Annotated in this window: 18 protein-coding genes; 9 read left to right on the forward strand and 9 right to left on the reverse strand. The window is 57.2% G+C overall.

Translation table 11 applies throughout. The annotated features are described in order from the left end of the window. Window positions 1-40: 40 nt before the first annotated feature. Window positions 41-784 (forward strand): PAQR family membrane homeostasis protein TrhA, encoded by a 744-nt coding sequence (trhA, locus tag JOE56_RS02225; RefSeq protein ID WP_204514634.1) that lies wholly within the window; start codon window positions 41-43, stop codon window positions 782-784. 63 nt (window positions 785-847) lie between these two features. Here the strand turns inward: trhA and JOE56_RS02230 are convergent, their stop codons facing one another. Next, window positions 848-1,141, reverse strand: a complete 294-nt coding sequence (locus JOE56_RS02230; RefSeq protein WP_204514635.1) for a hypothetical protein — start codon at window positions 1,139-1,141, stop codon at window positions 848-850. After that, window positions 1,138-2,094: a mycothiol conjugate amidase Mca gene (mca, locus tag JOE56_RS02235; RefSeq protein ID WP_204514636.1), complete on the reverse strand. Its 957-nt coding sequence runs from the start codon at window positions 2,092-2,094 to the stop codon at window positions 1,138-1,140. Before mca ends, JOE56_RS02230 begins: the two co-directional genes overlap by 4 nt. A gap of 75 nt (window positions 2,095-2,169) precedes the next feature. Between mca and JOE56_RS02240 the strand changes: the two genes are divergently transcribed. Beyond that, window positions 2,170-2,586: a DUF4307 domain-containing protein gene (locus JOE56_RS02240; protein ID WP_204514637.1), complete on the forward strand. Its 417-nt coding sequence runs from the start codon at window positions 2,170-2,172 to the stop codon at window positions 2,584-2,586. Window positions 2,587-2,688: 102 nt separating this feature from the next. Further along, window positions 2,689-3,180: a transcription elongation factor GreA gene (greA, locus tag JOE56_RS02245; protein ID WP_102237601.1), complete on the forward strand. Its 492-nt coding sequence runs from the start codon at window positions 2,689-2,691 to the stop codon at window positions 3,178-3,180. Window positions 3,181-3,242: 62 nt separating this feature from the next. On the opposite strand, the gene JOE56_RS02250 is transcribed toward greA, so the two are convergent. Then, on the reverse strand, window positions 3,243-4,583 hold the full coding sequence (locus JOE56_RS02250; RefSeq protein WP_239530346.1) for an AI-2E family transporter: 1,341 nt from the start codon (window positions 4,581-4,583) through the stop codon (window positions 3,243-3,245). 42 nt (window positions 4,584-4,625) lie between these two features. Here JOE56_RS02250 and JOE56_RS02255 point away from each other — a divergent pair, with 42 nt between their 5' ends. The 3 genes from JOE56_RS02255 (at window position 4,626) to JOE56_RS02265 (ending at window position 7,997) form a co-directional block, all read left to right on the forward strand. Further along, window positions 4,626-5,498 (forward strand): SGNH/GDSL hydrolase family protein, encoded by an 873-nt coding sequence (locus JOE56_RS02255; protein WP_204514639.1) that lies wholly within the window; start codon window positions 4,626-4,628, stop codon window positions 5,496-5,498. Then, complete coding sequence (locus JOE56_RS02260; protein WP_204514640.1) at window positions 5,495-6,169, forward strand: Maf family protein; 675 nt, start codon at window positions 5,495-5,497, stop codon at window positions 6,167-6,169. The genes JOE56_RS02255 and JOE56_RS02260 overlap by 4 nt, the downstream gene beginning before the upstream one ends. Window positions 6,170-6,254: 85 nt before the next feature. Further along, window positions 6,255-7,997 carry an acetyl/propionyl/methylcrotonyl-CoA carboxylase subunit alpha gene (locus JOE56_RS02265; RefSeq protein ID WP_204514641.1) on the forward strand — a complete coding sequence of 581 codons (1,743 nt, stop codon included), beginning with the start codon at window positions 6,255-6,257 and terminating at the stop codon, window positions 7,995-7,997. 58 nt (window positions 7,998-8,055) lie between these two features. Here the strand turns inward: JOE56_RS02265 and JOE56_RS02270 are convergent, their stop codons facing one another. Beyond that, window positions 8,056-9,486 (reverse strand): NAD(P)H-quinone dehydrogenase, encoded by a 1,431-nt coding sequence (locus tag JOE56_RS02270; protein WP_204514642.1) that lies wholly within the window; start codon window positions 9,484-9,486, stop codon window positions 8,056-8,058. Window positions 9,487-9,732: 246 nt separating this feature from the next. Between JOE56_RS02270 and JOE56_RS02275 the strand changes: the two genes are divergently transcribed. Continuing rightward, window positions 9,733-9,981 carry a WhiB family transcriptional regulator gene (locus tag JOE56_RS02275; protein ID WP_040348529.1) on the forward strand — a complete coding sequence of 83 codons (249 nt, stop codon included), beginning with the start codon at window positions 9,733-9,735 and terminating at the stop codon, window positions 9,979-9,981. A gap of 20 nt (window positions 9,982-10,001) precedes the next feature. On the opposite strand, the gene JOE56_RS02280 is transcribed toward JOE56_RS02275, so the two are convergent. Continuing rightward, window positions 10,002-11,468 carry a sensor histidine kinase gene (locus JOE56_RS02280; RefSeq protein WP_204514643.1) on the reverse strand — a complete coding sequence of 489 codons (1,467 nt, stop codon included), beginning with the start codon at window positions 11,466-11,468 and terminating at the stop codon, window positions 10,002-10,004. 3 nt (window positions 11,469-11,471) lie between these two features. Further along, window positions 11,472-16,397 carry an NAD-glutamate dehydrogenase gene (locus JOE56_RS02285; protein WP_204514644.1) on the reverse strand — a complete coding sequence of 1,642 codons (4,926 nt, stop codon included), beginning with the start codon at window positions 16,395-16,397 and terminating at the stop codon, window positions 11,472-11,474. A gap of 98 nt (window positions 16,398-16,495) precedes the next feature. On the opposite strand from JOE56_RS02285, the gene JOE56_RS02290 reads away from it, so the two are divergent. Then, window positions 16,496-16,960: a DUF2505 domain-containing protein gene (locus JOE56_RS02290; RefSeq protein ID WP_204514645.1), complete on the forward strand. Its 465-nt coding sequence runs from the start codon at window positions 16,496-16,498 to the stop codon at window positions 16,958-16,960. On the opposite strand, the gene JOE56_RS02295 is transcribed toward JOE56_RS02290, so the two are convergent. From JOE56_RS02295 to JOE56_RS02305, 3 genes are read right to left on the reverse strand one after another with little or no spacing between them, the layout of a single operon-like run. Then, window positions 16,922-17,362, reverse strand: a complete 441-nt coding sequence (locus JOE56_RS02295) for a DUF6912 family protein (protein WP_204514646.1) — start codon at window positions 17,360-17,362, stop codon at window positions 16,922-16,924. The two genes, JOE56_RS02290 and JOE56_RS02295, sit on opposite strands and share 39 nt — an antisense overlap. Beyond that, window positions 17,359-18,573 (reverse strand): CpaE/TadZ family protein, encoded by a 1,215-nt coding sequence (locus JOE56_RS02300; RefSeq protein WP_204514647.1) that lies wholly within the window; start codon window positions 18,571-18,573, stop codon window positions 17,359-17,361. Before JOE56_RS02300 ends, JOE56_RS02295 begins: the two co-directional genes overlap by 4 nt. Beyond that, window positions 18,570-19,157, reverse strand: a complete 588-nt coding sequence (locus tag JOE56_RS02305; RefSeq protein WP_204514648.1) for an SAF domain-containing protein — start codon at window positions 19,155-19,157, stop codon at window positions 18,570-18,572. Before JOE56_RS02305 ends, JOE56_RS02300 begins: the two co-directional genes overlap by 4 nt. Window positions 19,158-19,320: 163 nt before the next feature. On the opposite strand from JOE56_RS02305, the gene JOE56_RS02310 reads away from it, so the two are divergent. Further along, a complete protein-coding gene (locus tag JOE56_RS02310) occupies window positions 19,321-19,533 on the forward strand; it encodes a helix-turn-helix domain-containing protein (RefSeq protein WP_102237590.1) in 213 nt (70 codons plus the stop codon). The last annotated feature ends 1 nt before the right edge of the window (window position 19,534 follow it).

Here is a 19,534-nt window from a genome sequence, read left to right on the forward strand (position 1 = left end):
CAGGGTCTGTGGCCCTGGGCCCACGGCCTAGAATGGAGGTATGGGCGCACATGACACACTCGATCCGGTTGAAGACAGAAAACGAGCAGCAGCGAATTCTCAACGCGCCCGCCGGTTGCGCAATTTGCGCGTCGACATCACCCGGTTTATGGAGATCCGCCCCAGTTGGCGTGGTTGGATTCACGCAGGAGCGTTTCCTTTGGCCGTCCTTGGCGGACTGACCGCTGTCATTTTGTGCCCTACAGTCTTGTCACGTTTAGCCTCCGCAATTTTCGCCATCACGGGCATGATGCTCTTTGGCACATCCGCCATGTACCACCGAGGTTCGTGGCGTGTCCGCGTGCGCATCCTGTTGCGCCGGCTCGACCACGCAAATATTTTCCTCATCACGGCCGGAACGTACACACCTCTCGCAGTTCTGCTCCTGGACCCACCAGCGTCGTGGTGGCTTTTGGGCATCATTTGGACAGGCGCCATCTTGGGCGTGATTTTCCGACTCATCTGGATCGGTGCGCCACGCTGGCTTTTCGTCCCTGTCTACATCGGTATTGGAATCGCCGGAATTGGTTTCATCCCGTCCATGTGGATGCACAATCTGGCCGCAGGAATCCTCATTGTGATCGGAGGAGCGTCCTACATTACCGGCGCTATCATTTACGGCTTGAAGCGCCCCAACCCGTTCCCAACGCAGTTCGGTTTCCACGAAATTTTCCACACCGCAACGGTCATTGGTTACGGATGCCACTTGGCAGCGATCCTCGTGTCAGCGGTGGCGGCGTACTAAGGCGTCGTTTGGGTGGGCTCCACGTGTTGAAGCTCAGTTCAAGGTCGCCGAGGTCGTTCCCGGCTAGGATTCGTCCTTTGGGTTCCGCTGTTTTTGCTCCAGGATCGATTCAGCTTCTTCACGCGATTGACGCGGGTCCACACGAACGGGCAAAGCGTTGGACTCAACCGCGCCGTCACGGGCACGGATCTTCCGCACTTTACGCGCAGCGAGGTTTGCCAGCACGATCCCTGCAATGACAACTGCGAGCGTGACGAGGAACCCGATAGTCCCAGGCGTCACGAGCTCTTCGTCTGGGATGGGTGCTTGCGAGGGTGGAGCAGTCGCTGCCCACAGAGCAATAGCGACCATTGTCATGACTGTTCTCCTGAACGTTGGGCGCACGCTTTCTTCAGTTCGTCGTCGCCCACAACCGTACCGTCTTCTAGGGCGACTCCTGCGAAGAGATCGCTTTCGGCAAAGTCAGTATGGGGGTCGAGGTCTCGCCCGGTGTTATCGACTGCAAGCTCAAACTCCTCTGTTGGCCAGTACTCCGAGGCGAGTTTGCGGATGTCAGAGAAGAACCCACCGTTGGGGTCGATTTGAGTTGCGTGGGCCAAGAGCGCCCGGCGCGCTGTATCCATGAATTCTTGCGATTCGATGCGCGCGGTCAGCCAGGTTTCCCTGCCGGGGCGTTCTTGGTACTTCTTGACCATGCCTTCTAAGGGCGATTCCAGTCCTTTTTCCTCCAGCAGAGTGTGAACTCGCATCCACTTAGCCGGCGAAAGGTCCTGGTTGTAGTACACCTTTTGTACGTTCCACGGTTCACCCAGTTCCGGAAGTTCGGTTTGATCAGCGGCAGCTCGAACCGCTTCCATTGTCACGGTGTGCGTGTGGATGTGGTCCGGATGTGGGTAACCGCCAAGTTCGTCGTACGTGGTAATGACGTGTGGCTTAAATCGACGAATGATGTTGACCAGGGGGCGTGCAGCCACGTGCGCAGGAACCCGATAGAAGCAGCCGTGTGGCACTTGGGTTTCAAAGTCGCCTTCCGGAAGACCTGAGTCGACAAAACCGACCCACTGGTGTTCAGCCCCAAGAATTGAGGCCGCGTTGGCCATTTCACGGCGACGCAGTTCCGCAATGTCGCGTTCTGCTGCCGGTGAGTCAGCTAAAGCAGGGTTGAGAATGTCGCCGGCTTCTCCCCCAGTCATGGTTGCAATCAGGACACGGGCACCCAGGGAAGTGTACAGAGCTGTTGTCGCAGCTCCCTTTGACGATTCGTCGTCTGGGTGCGCGTGAACGGCAAGCAGCCGGAGGCCCGAATACATGTATCCCCTTAGAGTTCTTTTCTGAAAGCAACTATCATAGATTAGTCCTTTTAACTCGCGTTTACGAAAGCTCCCATGGACTCACTTGGCATGGACTCACTTGACTCTCGCTACGGTCGCACAGCTCAGGGCAATAAGAAGCGCCCGCTGCTGTTCGCGCTCGTTGGCATCGTCATCGTCCTGATAGCTGGAGCCGCGTTTCTCGCATTCAAACCACGCGCTCACCCGCACGCGCCTGAGACGTCAAACTTCACCGCTCATGACGCAGGGAACGCATCTGTAACTTTTTCTATCGTCCCTGACGCTCACCGAGACATTAAGTGCGCTGCGATTATTAAGAACCAGTACGAAGCAGTCGTGGGATATAAGGAGATCACGATCCCGGCTGACCCCCAGGCGAACTCTGCTTCTATGCACCACGACCGCGTTGACGTTCGCACCACGCAAGAAGGCGCGCAAGGAAACGTGGAATCTTGCGTTTTTGTAGGGTAGACTAGCGGTTCAAATATATCCCGAGTTCCACCAAAGGAACCCGGGATATGTTTTGTTCCAGCTAGCCAAACGACCACTGGCGCAGCATAGAAAGGCACAATTATGACCGCGGAAAACACCGCAGACCAGACGTGGCTCACGCCCCAAGCTTTTGAGCGTCTCTCTAAGGAGCTCGAGCATCTGTCGGGTCCCGGTCGCACGGAAATTGCCGAGCGCATTGAAGCTGCTCGTGACGAAGGCGATCTGAAAGAAAACGGCGGATACCACGCAGCGCGTGAAGAGCAAGGAAAACTCGAAGCACGTATTCGCGAACTCGAGCACCTGCTTCAGAACGCGAACGTGAGCGAACCAGACGGCGACGAGTCAACCGTCACCCCCGGCAAGCTCGTCACTCTGAAAATGGGACGTCGCAAAATCGAGTTCCTCTTGGGTTCACGCGAAATCATTTCAGAGGAAGAGAAGATCGATGTCTTTTCTGAGAAGTCCCCGCTGGGCGCAGCTGTGAATGGCAAGAAGGTTGGCGACAAGGTGGAGTACGAAGCTCCCAACGGTCGCACGATCGAAGTCACCATCGAATCGGCTAAAGCTTACTGAGTCTGTCGCACGAAAAAGCCGTGGAACCTGCTTGGTTCCACGGCTTTTCTCATTCATCGAGCTTATGACTCGGAAGAGGTTTTCGCGCGTTCCTTCGCCACTTGAGCTTCTACATGCTCTGATGTTGCTTTTTTGGCTTTCGTCAGCGCTTCGCTATCTCCTTTGAGATTAGCCAGCGCCTCGTGGGCCTTCTTCATGTACTCATCGTTTCCACTGAGCGTAAGCACCACCGTGTTGAGCATGGCGACGAACGGAACAGCAAACAGGGCACCCGGGATACCGAACAGTACACCACCACCGGTGACCGCCAGCACAACAGCCAGCGGGTGAACAGCAACGGCCTTACCCATGAGGAACGGTTGCAACACGTTTCCTTCCAACTGCTGTACCGCCACAACGACAATGAGCATGATGATGGCACTCACCAGCCCCTTGGACACAAGCGCCACCAACACCGCGATGACACCCGTCAGCACGGCACCGACCAACGGGATGAAGGACGCCAAAAACACCAACACAGTCAACGGGAAGGCCAATGGGATTCCCAAGGCTAGGGCACCGATACCAATACCTACCGCGTCAATAGCAGCTACCAGCACCTGAACACGTACGTACTGCACAAGTGAATTCCAACCGTTAACGGCCGCAGCAACCGACTTGGGCTGAGCCGGCTTTGGAAGCAAGCGTACGAACCAGTTGAAAATGCGCCCGCCGTCAAACAGGAAGAAGAAGGATGCAAACAGGGTGATCAGCAAACCGGTGACAAAGTTTCCAATGCTTGACGCTGCGCCCAGCGCTCCAGAAGCGATCTTGCCCTGTGATTTCTGTAGCCAGTCAAGCGCCTTGGTGTTGAACTCGTCCAGGTAGCCAGTAATGACCGTGGAGTCGATGCCAAACGGGTTGTTCTGGATAAACGCGTTCAATTTGTTCACACCCAGAACGACCTGGTGAGCAAGAGCAGGGAAGCCTACAACGATCTGCTGGCCGGTAAATGCCAGTAGCCCCAAGACCACCAAAATAAACCCAAGGAAGGTTGTCACCACTGAGAGCGTATGTGGCCATTTGTGACGATCCAAAAAGCTCACAACCGGCGCCATGAGAGCTGCGAGCAACAATGCAATCAAACACGGAAGCACCAAAATTGAGACTTTGGACAGTCCCCAAAACGCGACAGCAACAGCAGCGACAATGACAAGGAATCGCCAGCTCCATGCCGCTGCAAGCTTCAACCCTGGCGCAACGTACGGTGGCTTCTGACTCTCTTCACGCGCCTCTTCAATTTCACGATCATTAAAGTCATCCAGACTGATGGTCTGGGTAGCCTGAGGTTCTTCTTCGCGAACGCTATTCACGCTGCGCAACCACTTCCCCAAAATGGGCTTTCGACGTCGCTTCGAGTTCATATGGAATAGCTTACCGGTGCTTTTATTCATAGACTCAAACCGATGAAGGCTTCCACGAAACTTCTTGTTGCATCACTCTCACTCCCCCTCATCGCTGGGGCGGGTGCAGCCGTGTTGCGCATGCAGTCAAACCGGATGCGTAAACTCTTCGAGCGCGACCTCAACCTGCCTGGCGAAGACATCGCTATGACGATCGGCCCAGACGACTCGTCAGCGGAAGCCGGAACGACCTCGGCGCCCTTAGACACACATTCCGAAGACCTACCCGCTTTGGTAGTGGTTGGTGATTCGTGGATCGCGAAGATGGGCCGAGGTGCCCCGTCCCCAGCCGTCCTCATGGGCCGAGGTCTTTCTGCGTTGCTAGGTCAACGCGTCCGGGTGCGTGCCTGCACCCAGCCCGGGGCACGAGGCGAAGAGATGAGCGAACACATTTCGGCAGTGTTGGCTGATTCGCGGATGCGCCGTTCGCGTTCAGGCTCAGCCGGACCGCGTTTTGCGGTTATTTCGATGGGTTCAGCGGACATTGTTCGCCCCAGCGTGTACCGGAGCGGTGTGGCTGTCTTTAGTCGCGCGCTGAACCGCCTAGAACGTGAAGGTGGGTACCGGGTTGTGGTTCTCACATGCCCTAACCTGGGATTGCTTCCGGGTGTTCGAAGGCCGTTGCGCACATTTCTCAGGCGATCCTCCCGCGTGGTGTCCGGATCGCAGTGGCTCATGGCGGTCAGTTCACACGCGCTACCTATTTCCCTGAACCAAGTCCTGTCGGGAACGTCGAGGGTCGGGTTGCTTGCCGATTCGCGTCGCAACCCTTCTCCCCTGGGATATAAGCAGATCGTGGCAGCTGTCCTGGCGCGCATCGCAGCCGATCTCGATTCACACATTGTGTCCACACCCGACTCCGAGGAGCACAGATGAGCACCGTCATCACCGTCCTTGCCTCCAGTTCGCCCAGCAGGCTGTCGCTGTTACGGCAGGCGGGAATCGAGCCGGTTGTCATTCGCCCTGAAGTCGACGAGCACGCCGTTGTTGAGCGCGTTGCTCCGGGATCAGTCGTCGAAGAGGTGGCGCTCTTAGCCCAAACTAAAGCCAACGCGGTCATCAACGCCCTCGCCCAGGATCCGCATGAGGGGCTCATCGATTCGGCAGACACGTGCGTTCTGATCGCGTGCGATTCGCTCCTTGAGTTAGACGGTGAAGCTGTGGGCAAGCCGGGTAACGCGCAGGCCACGACCGAGGTGTGGAAACGTTTGCGTGGAAAGTCGGCTGTTCTTCACTCCGGCCACTCAATAGCCCTGTTGCGCCGAGGGTCTTCGGGCTGGAGTCTTGTTGACCAGGAACATGCAGTGGGCTCTACGACGATTCGCACCGCTCACATCAGCGACGAAGAAATCGCGGCATACTGCGAAACGGGCGAACCATTCCACGTGGCTGGTGCCCTCACGATCGACGGGTACGGCTCTGCTTTTGTTGAAGCGCTTGAAGGTGACCACACGAACGTCATTGGGCTGAGTATTCCACTCGCACGCACCCTGGTCACCAAACTGGGTGTCGCCTGGCCAGCTTTGTGGAAAATAACTCCCGCGTAGTTTTGTAGCGTGTCTACAAAAGATTTGGAGCTAGTAGCGAGCTCTCATAGATTTGCTTCGTCAGATTTTCGTGACGGGAGATTGAATGAGCGCCCAGTTTTCAAAGGTTCTTATCGCCAACCGCGGTGAGATCGCACTACGCATCGTTCGTGCATGCCGTGACCTTGGACTGCAGTCGGTTGCCGTATACACCAGCACTGAGTCCAACGCCGATTTTGTCCGGTTCGCCGATGACGCGTGGTTGCTCCCAGGAACCGGTGCGGCCACGACGTACCTGGACATGCGGGCGCTTATCGACATCGCTCACCGCGCCGGCGCTCAAGCTATCCACCCCGGATACGGTTACCTTGCCGAAAGCCCTGAGTTCGCACGTGCCGTAACCGAGGCCGGACTCACATGGATCGGTCCCGCTCCAGAGGCGTTGGAAGCGTTGGGCGACAAGGCAGGGGCTCGCACTGTTGCCGAAGCCGTGGGCGCCCCTACCACACCAGGATCAGGGCGTGCGGTCAAAGACATTGAAGACGCTCTCAACATTGCCGACACAATTGGTTACCCTGTCGCCGTCAAGGCTGTTCACGGCGGTGGTGGACGCGGATTCCGCACTGCCGCTAACCGAGAAGACCTCCCCACGGCTCTCGAATCCGCCAGCCGCGAAGCGGTTGCAGCCTTTGGCCGCGGCGAATGCCTGTTGGAAAAGCAGATCGTGCGACCACGCCACATTGAAACCCAGTGCCTGGCCGACTCACACGGCAACGTCGTCGTAGTTTCGACCCGCGACTGCTCGCTCCAGCGTCGTCACCAAAAAGTCGTTGAAGAAGCCCCTGCACCGTTCTTGACCGATGAGCAGAACCAGATTCTTGTTGATGCGTCCCAGAAGATCCTGTCCCACGTGGGATACATTGGGGCAGCCACGTGCGAATTCCTTTTGGGCCAAGACGGCACCATCACCTTCATGGAGGCAAACGCCCGTATTCAGGTTGAGCACACGATCACGGAAGAAGTCACCGGGGTCGACCTGGTGGCGTGGCAACTTAAAATTGCCTGTGGCGAGAAACTGCCTTCGTCTATGCCCGCTCCACGTGGCCACGCTTTCCAGTTCCGCATCAACGCGGAAAACCCTGCCAACCGTTTCATTCCAGCAACCGGTCGCATCGTTGAGCTCCACGAGCCAGCAGGGCCTGGTATTCGCATGGACTCCGGGGTTAAAGAAGGCACAACGGTAGGCACCGACTTCGATCCCATGCTTGCCAAGCTGATCGTGACAGGTGAAGACCGCGAACAGGCTCTTGCACGTGCTCGACGCGCACTCGACGAATACATTCTCAACGGCGTAGCCACGCTGCTCCCCCTGCACCGCGAACTCGTGCGGACACCAGCGTTTACCACCGACTTTTCGGTGTACACGCTGTGGCTAGAACAAGAGTTCATGCCATCGTTCTCAGCGCCGCAAGAACTCACGGCAGAGACCAGCCCCGAAGACACCACCACCGACGTTGTGGTGGAAGTCGACGGTCACCGCCTCACCGTGAAGGTCCCTGCAAGCCTGACAACCGGCGGACAACAGACCAAGGTGAAACCACCTCGGCGACGGAAAACCAGCCGCGTTTCTACCGACTCAGGTGACCTGACTGCTCCCATGCAGGGGACGATCGTGACGGTGGACGTTCAGCCCGGTGACACCGTCAACGAAGGTGACCGCTTGGCAGTCATCGAAGCCATGAAGATGGAACAGCCGCTCACTGCCACTCGCACCGCCACCGTAAGCGAGGTATGCGTGGAAGCTGGTTCGGCAGTGAAGTCCGGAACGCCTCTAGTGAAGTTCCAGTAGACACAAACAAAAGGTGGGGCTCGGAGTCGTTCCGAGCCCCACCTTTTGTCTATGGCCTTTAGTCGCGGATTTCGCGTCGGTGGTGCAGACGACGTGCCGCTTCTGAGAGCGAACCACTCACCGACGGGTACACCATGAACGTGGACGACAACTGATCCACTGTTAAACGGTTCTCAACAGCCAAGGCGATAGGCGTGATGAGCTCGCTCGCCTTAGGACCAACGACCACACCACCCAGTACCGAACCGGATCCGCGGCGCGCAAACACCTTAATGAATCCTTCTTCGTTGCCCTGCATCTTGGCGCGTGGGTTCGTCGCCAGCGACACCATCGACCATTCGACATCGTGCCCCGAGGTCGCAAGATCAGCCTGCGTGAACCCGACTGTTGCGATTTCGGGAGCCGTGAACACGTTTGAGGCCACATTGCGCAGTTTCAGAGGAGCAACCGCATCACCCAAGGCGTGCGACATGGCGATGCGTCCCTGCATAGCAGCAACGGATGCCAATGGGAACACGCTGGTGCAGTCACCGGCCGCGTAGATTCCCGGGACCGAGGTGCGAGACACCCCGTCAACCACGATGTGTCCGCTGTCCTCAACGTGGACCCCGGCTTCTTCCAGACCCAAGTCGGCCGTGTTCGGGATCGAACCCACAGCCATGAGGCAGTGGCTGGCGCGAACCTTACGACCGTCGGCCAAAACAACCTCGACACCGTCTTCAGTGCGCGTCACCGAGTCGGCACGCGAACGCGACAACACGTTCATTCCACGGCGACGGAAAGCCGACTCAATTACCTCGGCGGCGTCTTCATCCTGCCCCGGAAGCACACGGTCACGGCTGGACACCAACGTCACTTCGCTACCCAGGGCCTTGTATGCGGACGCGAACTCAGCACCAGTGACACCTGAACCTACGACGACCAGATGTTCAGGCAGTTCCTGCAAGTCATACAGCTGAGTCCACGAAAGAATCCGCTCACCGTCCGGCATTGCCGATGGAAGCTCACGCGGATGCGCTCCGACAGCTAGCAGAATGGTGTCGGCATTGAGTTCATACTCAGTGCCGTTGTTTTCCTTCACATGTACTTCAGAATCACTCGTGAGGCGTCCTTCACCGGAAATCACCTTCACGCCTTCGGATACCAGCGAGTCATGAATATCGCTCGCCTGCGCATTGGCCAGCTTCATGATGCGGCGGTTCATAGCAGCGAGGTCAACCCACACTTGGCCATTCTGGTCGGTCTCTCCGTCGCCCACTCGCAACCCAAGTTGCGAAGACTCGGTGAAGTCAACCATGACCTCGGCGGTTGCAATCAAGGACTTAGACGGCACCACGTCAGTGAGAACAGCCGAACCACCCGTGTGGTTCTTCTCGATGAGCATGACGTCGGCACCAGAACGAGCGGCAACCAGAGCGGCCTCGTACCCGCCCGGGCCTCCACCAATAATGACGACACGGTTTTGCGAGGGGTCAAGAACGTTTTTCACGTTTCCATTGTGTCAGTCAATGTGACTATTCCAAAGAGCAGGGCTACTCTTAAAGAGTCGAAGGCGATTCAAAGGCACGCTTGGGCATTATGCGCAAGAGTTTTGTGCTGTCAGAAATTTCACACCACGGACCCCTTGTATCAAACTTGCCATTGTGTGAATCTTAGGTTAACCGAAATTTTCTTCCCGTCCCGTGCACGCCGATCCATTCGCAATATGCACGTGGAAAACCTGAGAAAGGACACCATGGACTGGCGTCACCGTGCAGCTTGCCTCAACGAGGACCCTGAACTTTTCTTTCCCATCGGCAACACCGGCCCAGCCCTCCTCCAAATCGAAGAAGCCAAAAGCGTATGCCACCGTTGTGAGGTTGCAGAAACGTGCCTCCAGTGGGCACTTGAAACCGGACAAGACGCCGGCGTCTGGGGTGGCTTGAGCGAAGACGAACGTCGTGCTCTCAAGCGTCGCGCCGCCCGCGCACGTCGCGCGGGCTAACGACGCCGAATGAGTGTGGTTTAGGTTCCCGATCTCAGCGGGAAGTCCAAAACCACCTCGGTACCCCCACCTTCACGGGGGCGCCACTCAATCGTTCCGTCCAAGTCAGTTGTGACCAGAGTCTTCACGATCTGAGTGCCCAAGCCGGTTCCCGGAACCGCATTGTCGCCGATTCCGATTCCGTTATCTGCAATGACGACTTCAAGCCGGCCCTCGTACCTGCGTGAACGGATCCACACATTTCCATGAACGTGCTCGTCGTCTTCCTCGCTTGCAAATCCGTGCTCGATAGCATTCGTGACAAGTTCGGTCACAGCCAAAGCTAGCGACGTAGCATCAGCAGAGGAAATCGTTCCGATCTGGCCGTCCTGCTCAAGCTCAATGTGCTTGTTTGGGTTCGCCAAAGACGGCCCCAAACGCACACCCTTGCTAATGACTTCGTCGAAATCGACCTCGGGATCCACACCTTGGCTCAACACGTCATGCACAACGGCGATCACCGAAACTCTGCGCATCGCTTCTTCCAAAGCCGACTGCGCCGCCGGTGACTCAACCCTGCGTTTTTGCAACCGCAAAAGTGCGGACACGGTTTGGAGGTTGTTCTTCACCCGGTGGTGCATTTCCCGGATCATCGTGTCTCGCGACAACAGATCCCGCTCGCGCCGCCGGATCTCAGAAATATCTCGGACCAGCAAGAGCGCCCCGGTTCGGTACTCTCCACGACGGAACGGAATGGACCGCAGGGCCACTGAAACCTTCTTCGACTCCAATTCCGTCCGCCAGGCAGCACGCCCAGTGAGAACCAGAGGAAGGATCTCGTCGACCGGTCGAAGCTTCGACATAAGATCCGACATCAGTTCCGCAAGATACCGACCCTCAATCTCGCCCTTGTAACCCAGGCGGTACAAGACCGAAATCGCATTAGGTGACGCATACCGGACGCGCCCCTCACGGTTCAGCACGAGCATGCCATCACCCACGCGAGGCTCACCACGGCGCACACCTGAAGGGGCCTCCATATCAGGGAAATACCCTTCAGCGATCATCGACAAGAGCATCACGCCTGCCGAACGATAATTACGCTCCATCCTCGAGTAGTTAGCCTTGCGTTCCACATCCGAATGGATGGTGAGAACCGCAATTACGCGACCGGTACGCACAACTGGAACGGCCTCGGCCCCTTGCAGCAAACCGTCTTTGGCAGTCGACTGGCAGGTTTTCGCATTGTCCATCGCTTCGGAAATCAGCGCCTGCTCGTCATCGTTTGCTACCGTGCCGATCTCGTCGTGCGGGTACACGGTGGATCCCGTGTTGGGCCGGCAATGCGCAACAACAGTAAACGCTTCGTCCACTTTCACCCACAAGACGAGGTCGGCGAAGGCGAGGTCAGCGATCATCTGCCAGTCTTCGACCAGCCGATGCAACCACTCGATGTCGTCTTCGTCAGTGAATCCCTTGCTGGTCAGCAGATCAGCAAACGCGCTCATCAACTAGTCCAATTGGGATTGGTACACGGTCGAACGTACCAGCGAACGGATCATCCGCAACAGCACCGACAGAGGCGCTTGGTCAACATGTTCAAGCGACAGGACCTCATCAGCTGTTTCGCGAACCTTCCGCAAGGACGTTTCGTTGTGTACCTGCCATTGAGCAAGTCGATCGTCGGAACGATCCTGAGCGGTGACCTTATCCGACTGTGTAGAGCTCAGAACCGCATCCACGATCGCAGCGGCCGCCTGGTAGTAGTCATCGCGAAGCGCTCCGCGAGCCAATGCGGTCCAACGCGACGAGCGATCCAGAGCACCGATGTTTTCCAAGATCTTGACCCCGTGGATCAGCTCAGTCACACCGAAGTAGATTTCGGCCACTTCATCAGCATCCGTCTCCGACGTAGCCGCAAGCTGTGCAACAGTAAGCAACGCGTACTCGTCGAGCATTCCCGCAGCACGGTACGACAAGTCGGTGGGGACTCCGCGACGCACAAAGTCGCCGACTCGGCCCTCGAGCTTGTCGCGGTCGCCTCCACGTACCAAGGTCGGCAGTTGCGGACGCAGTTCTGTAATCGTTGGTCGGTAACGCTCGATCTCGTCTTCGACCACGAAGAAGTCTGGTGCCTGGTTGACGAACCACCGCGAAGCACGGTCAAGCAGACGAATGTAGTTGTTCTGCAGGGCAACCTGCGTATCGGTGTCGACCTTGTTGTCCAGAGCGAAAATTTCTTGGAAGTGTTCCTCGAGGTCGAACACTTCACTCACCGTAGTAAACACGCGAGCGATGTGCGGAATCGAGGCCCCTGTCTCTTCCACAAGGCGGAAGATATAGGTCAGACCACCTCGGTCAACCATGCGGTTAACCAGGCGCGCAGTTGCAATTTCACGGAACAACGGGTGCGCTGTGAGCTGGTCGCCGTACTTCTCTGTCAGTGTCTGAGGGAAGTACTGCAGGACATGCTTCTTCATGAACGGTTCGTCTGGAACGTCCGATTCGAGAATCGCATCGGCCGCGTTCATCTTCACGTACGCAAGCAAAACAGCCAGTTCAGGCGAGGTAAGACCCACTCCGCGTTCTGACACGCGCTTGTTGAGTTCCTTGCTGGTTGGCAAGAATTCAACCGCCCTATCCAGGTGTTGATGGCTTTCCAGGTACTTCATCATGCGGCTGAGGGTTCCGTTCAGACGCAGGCTGTTGCTCCGCGCCTCGCCCATGGCCGCGTTCTGTGTGTAGTTGTTTGACAGAACCAGATCGGCGACTTCGCCAGTCATCGACTCCAAGACATTCACGCGTTCGTCTGCAGGGAAGTGCCCGTGCTCAATCAGCGTGGACAACAGAAGCTTAATGTTGACTTCATGGTCAGATGAGTCCACACCGGCCGAGTTGTCCACAGCGTCCGTGTTGATCTTCTGACCGTTCAACGCAGCTTCAATACGACCCAGCTGAGTCACACCGAGGTTTCCACCTTCGCCCACTACCCGGGCACGAAGGTCTGCTCCGTTGACACGAACCGAGTCGTTCGCTTTGTCACCCACTTGTGCGTGAGTTTCGTCCTGGGACTTGATGTACGTACCGATTCCGCCGTTGTACACGAGGTCAACTGGTGCGCACAGAATTGCACGAATCAGTTCAGGCGCCGTGTAAGAACCTGCCCGCATTCCCAAAGCTTCAGCTGCTTCGGGCGACACTTCGATCGACTTTGCTGACCGCGAGAAAACCCCACCGCCGGCCGAAATCAGGTCACGGTTGTAGTCCTGCCAGCTGGAGCGTGGCAGCTCAAACAAGCGCTTGCGTTCCTGATACGACGTGGCCGCGTCAGGATACGGGTCGATGAAGATGTCACGGTGGTCGAACGCAGCTACCAAACGGATGTGTTCGGAGCGCAACATACCGTTACCGAACACGTCACCGCTCATGTCACCGATACCAACGGCCGTGAAGTCGTCGGTAGCAGTGTTGACACCCAGTTCACGGAAGTGACGTTCAACCGACTTCCACGCACCTCGGGACGTAATCGCCATCGCCTTGTGGTCGTAACCCGTGGAACCACCAGAAGCGAAAGCGTCCTGTAGCCAGAAGCCACGGTCAACAGCGATCTTGTTCGCAACGTCCGAGAACCGCGCTGTCCCCTTGTCGGCTGCGACAACCAGGTACGTGTCGTCTTCGTCGTAGCGAACCGTGCGCTCAGGGTACACGGTCTTTTGCTGGCCGTCTTCGACTACCAAGTTGTCTGTAACGTCCAGCAACGCGTTGATGAACACTTCATACGCAGCCTGTCCAGCTGCACCCCACGCTTCGCGATCCAGGGCTGGGTCCGGCAGACGCTTAGGGTAGAAACCACCCTTAGCTCCCGTAGGCACAATGAGCGCGTTCTTAACCATCTGAGCCTTAACCAAGCCCAGGACTTCGGTGCGGAAGTCATCGCGCCTGTCCGACCAGCGCAGACCACCACGAGCCACACGACCAAACCGCAAGTGAACACCTTCGACTTCCGGCGAGTACACGAACATTTCCAAAGCCGGACGAGGCTTGGGACTGAACTCGAGAAGCTCCGGCTTGATCTTGAAGACGTTTGCTCGTCGTGGTTGCCCGTTCTCATCACGCTGGAACACATTGGTGCGTACGGTAGCTGCGATCACCTCGGCGGTGGCACGCAAAATCCTGTCAGCGTCCAGGGAAGACACCTGCGCCAACGCCTCAAAAATTTCTTCTGTCTTCGATTCGACCGCACTCTCACGATCTCCAGTGAAGTCCGGGTCGAACTTGACGTTAAACAGCTCAACCAACAGACGCGAGATCTCCGGGTGGCTGGAGTAGACGTCACCCATGTTCTTTTCGGACAAGGAGAAGCCACTCTGACGCAGGTAGTGCGAGAAACCACGCAACAACGCGACGTCTTGCCACGACAGACCAGCCACAATGAGCTTGTCCATACGACCGTGCTCGCGCTTACCCTGCCAGCCTGCCTTGAACGCGTCTTCAAAGCGCTCGAAGTCAGATTCGGGAACGTCCTGTGGGAATTCCAGACCAAAGTCGTAAATGTACCTGCTGGTCCCGTCGGCAAGTTCCAGGTGGTACGGACGCTCATCAACGACCTCGGCACCCAAGTTAGCCATGTACGGCAAGATGTCACTCAAGTTGGCTGGCTCAAAGCGGTAAAGCGCCAGTCGAATGCGACGGCCGGACGAGCCTTTCGCACGCGTGACGTGTACATACGGCGTTTCGTCGCTCTCCATGGATTCGAAACGCTGAACGTCGGCAACCGCGTCGTGCGGAGTGAAATCGTCCTGGTAGGACGGTGGGAAAGCCTGACCCCACAGCCCTCCACGTTGCGCTACGGCGTGGCTCAAACGCTCTGACGATGGCGACAAGAATTCGTGTACATCTTCATTCCACGAACGCAAGGCGCCACGGATCCGATTCGATACCTGAGCTGGCGGAATGTCCGGCAGCAAGTCCTTGGGGTTGACACGCACAACGAAGTGCAAGCGCGCAAGGGCCGAATCAGAGAGCAACACGTCAAAGTCGACACTGCTAGCCCGGTACAGTTCGCGAAGCACGTTTTCAACGCGAGTCCGAGACGCCGTGTCGTACAAGTCTCGTGGAACATAGACCAGGATGGACACGTAACGCTCGTAGGTGTCCCGACGCATAAACACAGAAGCTTCGCGCTTTTCCTGCAGGTTGACCACCGACATGGCAATGTCGAGGATCTCTTCTTTGTCAGCGTGGAACATGTCGTCACGCGGATACGTTTCAAGAATCGACACCAGCTCGTCACCGGAATGGGTGTTGCGTGAAATGCCGGATTCGCGCAGGATCCATTCACACTTTTCGCGCACGACTGGGATGGTCAGGACTGATGCCGTGTACATTGACGACGTGTACAGACCCACGAAACGGCGTTCACCGATGATGCGACCGTTTTCGTCGAACATTTTGATTCCCAGGTAGTCCAGGAATCCGCGACGAATCAGTTTGGAGCGTGAGTTCGCCTTTGTGAGCACCAGGACGTGACGGTCCGAGGCGTGTGACGCGACCGCGCGCGACAGTGGCGACGCTTTTGGCTCACGCAGAGCGCTAATACCCCGGGCGGTTCCGGGAACCGGCTCAAGAGAGGTGGTTTCGCCGTTGTTTTCCAAGTGGTACTCGCGATAGCCCATGAACGCGAAGCGCCCGTCCAACCAGTCCAGAAGGTCGGCGGCTTGAGCAGCTTCCGAACGCAGGTCGATACCCGGAGGCTGGTTGCGCAACTCTGCTGCAATCTCTTTGGCTTTGGCTGCCATGTCATCGCGATCGCGGTCTGCTGCCTCAACGAACTCGAGTGTCTGCGAAATCTTTTCGCGCAACGCACCGAACTCGGATTCCGGGATCGCATCAATTTCGATGTGGGTCCAGGACTCCAGTGCTTCGTCTTCTTTAGTGACGTCGGCGCTGATGATGGGAAGGACCGAGGTCGTTGTCTGGGTGGTGTGTGCCGCCCCTTGGGGCGCGATGATGCGGATGTCTTCACCCGACCGTGACGTGATGACCTGCGGGTGGTGAACTGCCCGCAGGGCGTACCCCTCTCCTGTAAGGTCCGAGGTCAGTGACGACAACAGGTAGCGCATGTCACGGACGACGATGTCAATAACGGTGCGGCTACCGGAGTAGTCAGGGTCAGAGGACTCTGGGTTGTGAATGTCGATGACCGCTTGTTCACCGGTGTACTGTGCGGCTACTTCCCAGTGACGGACAGCTACGGCAGCGAGGGTTTTAGCCCCGTAGGTTTCGAAGTCCGAAGAAGCAATGCGCGGGTAGTAGGTTTCAAGCAGATTGGCGGGCGGGGTGTGCCCTGTCAATGAGTGCCATTCCTGGGCGATCTCGGCCGGGTAGACCTCGGTCACTTTTTCACCTCTTATGTAGGGTTGTTTCCACTTGTTCATCCTTGAACTTGTTTCTACCTTACGCCGAATGTGTGTCTGGTTCGAAGTATTCAGCCGGGTCTTCGTCAGAAATAACTCTGACGTGCAACACTTGCATCATGAAGTCCTTTCGCATGCAACAAAACTACGACCGCTCGCCTGAAAAACTCCTCGAAATACTCGCCTCTGAGGAGTTCTGGAAAGAGAAGGATTTCGAGTTCACTCGCGAAGGTGACGCGAACTCGGGTTGGCATATACGTGTGTCGAGTCCCGTGAACAAGGACCAGGTTCCTTCTCAGTTTTCGCAGTTCGTTACGCCCGGACTGCGTATTAAACATGAAGCTCAAGTCCCGGTTGCACAAGACAGTGGCGGAACCGTCACGTACAAGGCACATGCACCCGGCGCCCCTGCCACGGTAGAAGCCGATATCGCCGTTGAAGGCAAGGACGGTTCGTCGACCGTCACGGTCGATGCCACGCTGTCAATCAAAGTCCCGTTCGTGGGCTCCATGCTCGAAGGAAAAGCTGAACCCACCGCCCGCAAACTACTTCGACGTCAGCTCGATAAGCTCGCCAAACTCTGAAGCGTCGTACCACACCAGCGACGCTTCGCGCAGAACAGCCAAGTTGTTTTGAGCGCCGTCGGTGAGCCGACCCAGCTCATCCGGGTCGTCGATGTGGGCGCTCACGACTTTGGTCGGATCGAACTGTGCCGGTTCAAACGCCAACACGTCTCCCCCGGCCTCGGTTGTGTTCGTGGGTGCGGGGATGTCGGCGGCTAGGACCACGCGCCCTTCGCCGGTGCGTGCTGCTTCTTCTTCCAAGGCCGCTGCCGCATAGGCCATGGCGAGCCATTCGACTTCGTCGAGCGCGTCGCCTTTGAGTCCGTGGGTGCGCGGGTGTGGGGTAAATCCGATCGAGGGTGTGATGTTGGGCCAAGAGTGGAATTCGGACACTGTCAGTGGGAAGTACGCTCGAACGCTCATACTGTCATCTTCCGCTTTCGGCGCCGTGCGCGCGAAGGTTCCGCTCGGCGTGGCGCAAACCGCTCGCTAAGTTCTGTGATGGCTAGGGAAAAGGGCGCCCGAGGTGTCAGTTCCGTGACCGTGCGTCCGGCAAGTACCGCTCGGTCGACGTCTTTGAGGGATTCGGGAATGAAAACTGGGTCGTTGACATGCGTAAACTTGGCAAGTGTGGCCGAAATCGTCTTCTCTGGTGCCTGCCCAACTGCGCTTGCCCGCACCCGGTTGATCACGGTGGTGAAATCGGGCAGGTTGCGGATGCGGTCGGTATCGAGAAGCTCAACGAGACGCTTGAGCCCCATGGGATCCCCTGTCCCCACAACAGCCGTGTGGTCTGCGCTGTTCAACACGACTCGAGTTGCGCTGTGCCGGTCATAAAACGGGTCGGCAAAATCGTCGTCGGGGTCGATCCGGTCGGCAACATCCACCACGATCCAGGTGTAGTGGGAGCGCAAGGCTTGTAACACCTCGGCCAGATGCGCCGGTTTCACTTCCGGCCACCGCATTGCCCGCGACAGACCTGTCACAACATGGAAGCGCGGCTCGATCACTGTGACGGACTCTTCAATGGTGTTCGCGGTAAGACCCTCGACATGTCGACACAGGGTAACCAGTTGAGGAGTGTCCGACAAGACCCCTAAAAGCGCGGCTTGAACAGAGTTCACGGTGTCGGCGTCGACAAGAACCGTGGAATCCTGCTGTGAGAGCGCATGAGCCAGATTCGCTGCGACGGTTGAGCGTCCCGGCGCTGAACCAGTCCCCCACACGGCAATGATTTTCCCGTTCGCTTTGTTGGAAGGCACTGGGGCGAAATCCGGTTTGGGTGGGGCTTTCACGGATGCCGATACACGACGGAGCGCCGCAGCAAGTTCATTGGGCGATGCCCATGGCGACACGTGTTCGTCCACATCCCACGCTGTGACAGCCGATTCGGCCTCGCCAAACCCCAGGACTTTTCCGGAGTTTCCGCGCACTCTGCGGACGAGCTCACGGTCGGCGCCTGTGAAGTATTCGCCCAGAATTACCACGTCGCCCGTTCCCGCAACAACGGCAGCAAGAAGCTCAGTTTCATCCGCGGGTCTCGCCTGAACTGAGACCCCGTCCAAATCGTTGAGCACGGAGACGAGTTGCGCTTCAAACTCCACGTCTACCGCCACAATGACGTTGATGGTCATGAGGACTCCTTGGGGTACGCCACAATTGACACCCGGTGATCCGTCGCGATGACTTCGAGTACGTGTTCCAGTTTGCCGTTGGGAACAAAGATTTCGATACGTGTGTCAGCCGTCGATGTGAAGCCACCTTCGTCTCGCCCTACCGCATGCACATGGGCACGTGACAGCACTTCTATGGGTTGGGCTTCGTCGTTCTTGACATCAGTGGCCCACACGTCGACGAACGCCCCGGTTTGAACTGCTTGGGGAAGGCTACCTGGGATATCCAGGGCAATCACACGGCCATCCAAGTGAGCCGGATCAACCAAGACCGAGGCGGGCACCAGTTCCCCCGCTGCGACTGCCCCTGTGACGGTCATACCCACTGGTGATGACTGATCTGCGCGCACGTACTTCTCTTCTGTATCCGGGAGTCGCACTTCCACTGCGGTGAGTGAGTCCTGGTCAATGGTACTACCGGACGCGAGTGGCTTAGACGCCGCCCACACGGTGATGGTGTCAGCTACGCGAGTGACAACTGCCCATGTGCCTAAGAGAGAAACGATAACGAGGATGATTCCCACAAGCACACGCGGATCACGCATACGTGGAAGGGTAAACCGGGGCGACTCTTTCATGGTTGTTCTCCGTTGAACTACATGAGGGTGTACAGCACTTTGGTGTCAAATGGTAGTATTTGATACTAAATAGTACTTCTTTATCTAATTACATTTATTCTACGTACGCTTCACATGAAAGGGAACCCTCATGGCTGTAGAATCTCGTTTTCTACCCTTGACCGATGTCGCGGAAATCTTGAGCGTTTCGATCGCACAAGCTCGCGCCTTAGTCCGCTCAGGCGAACTTCGCGCGATCAAAGTAGGTGGGCGCGGACAGTGGCGCGTCGAAAAAGGAGAGCTGGAAGATTACATTCAACGCATGTATCGCCAGACTCAGGAAGAAGTCGAATCGCTCTCATAGC

This window comes from Brevibacterium paucivorans (assembly GCF_016907735.1).
GTDB lineage: Bacteria > Actinomycetota > Actinomycetes > Actinomycetales > Brevibacteriaceae > Brevibacterium > Brevibacterium paucivorans.

Coding starts and splice junctions, on each gene's coding strand:
- JOE56_RS02260 (WP_204514640.1), top strand. CDS start 5,495: ATGAGCACCGTCATCACCGTCCTTGCCTCCAGTTCGCCCAGCAGGCTG.
- JOE56_RS02310 (WP_102237590.1), top strand. CDS start 19,321: ATGGCTGTAGAATCTCGTTTTCTACCCTTGACCGATGTCGCGGAAATC.
- JOE56_RS02230 (WP_204514635.1), bottom strand. CDS start 1,141: ATGACAATGGTCGCTATTGCTCTGTGGGCAGCGACTGCTCCACCCTCG.
- JOE56_RS02275 (WP_040348529.1), top strand. CDS start 9,733: ATGGACTGGCGTCACCGTGCAGCTTGCCTCAACGAGGACCCTGAACTT.
- JOE56_RS02280 (WP_204514643.1), bottom strand. CDS start 11,468: ATGAGCGCGTTTGCTGATCTGCTGACCAGCAAGGGATTCACTGACGAA.
- trhA (WP_204514634.1), top strand. CDS start 41: ATGGGCGCACATGACACACTCGATCCGGTTGAAGACAGAAAACGAGCA.
- JOE56_RS02240 (WP_204514637.1), top strand. CDS start 2,170: ATGGACTCACTTGGCATGGACTCACTTGACTCTCGCTACGGTCGCACA.
- JOE56_RS02255 (WP_204514639.1), top strand. CDS start 4,626: ATGAAGGCTTCCACGAAACTTCTTGTTGCATCACTCTCACTCCCCCTC.
- mca (WP_204514636.1), bottom strand. CDS start 2,094: ATGTATTCGGGCCTCCGGCTGCTTGCCGTTCACGCGCACCCAGACGAC.
- JOE56_RS02305 (WP_204514648.1), bottom strand. CDS start 19,157: ATGCGTGATCCGCGTGTGCTTGTGGGAATCATCCTCGTTATCGTTTCT.
- JOE56_RS02295 (WP_204514646.1), bottom strand. CDS start 17,362: ATGAGCGTTCGAGCGTACTTCCCACTGACAGTGTCCGAATTCCACTCT.
- JOE56_RS02265 (WP_204514641.1), top strand. CDS start 6,255: ATGAGCGCCCAGTTTTCAAAGGTTCTTATCGCCAACCGCGGTGAGATC.
- JOE56_RS02290 (WP_204514645.1), top strand. CDS start 16,496: ATGAAGTCCTTTCGCATGCAACAAAACTACGACCGCTCGCCTGAAAAA.
- JOE56_RS02285 (WP_204514644.1), bottom strand. CDS start 16,397: ATGAACAAGTGGAAACAACCCTACATAAGAGGTGAAAAAGTGACCGAG.
- JOE56_RS02300 (WP_204514647.1), bottom strand. CDS start 18,573: ATGACCATCAACGTCATTGTGGCGGTAGACGTGGAGTTTGAAGCGCAA.
- greA (WP_102237601.1), top strand. CDS start 2,689: ATGACCGCGGAAAACACCGCAGACCAGACGTGGCTCACGCCCCAAGCT.
- JOE56_RS02250 (WP_239530346.1), bottom strand. CDS start 4,583: ATGAACTCGAAGCGACGTCGAAAGCCCATTTTGGGGAAGTGGTTGCGC.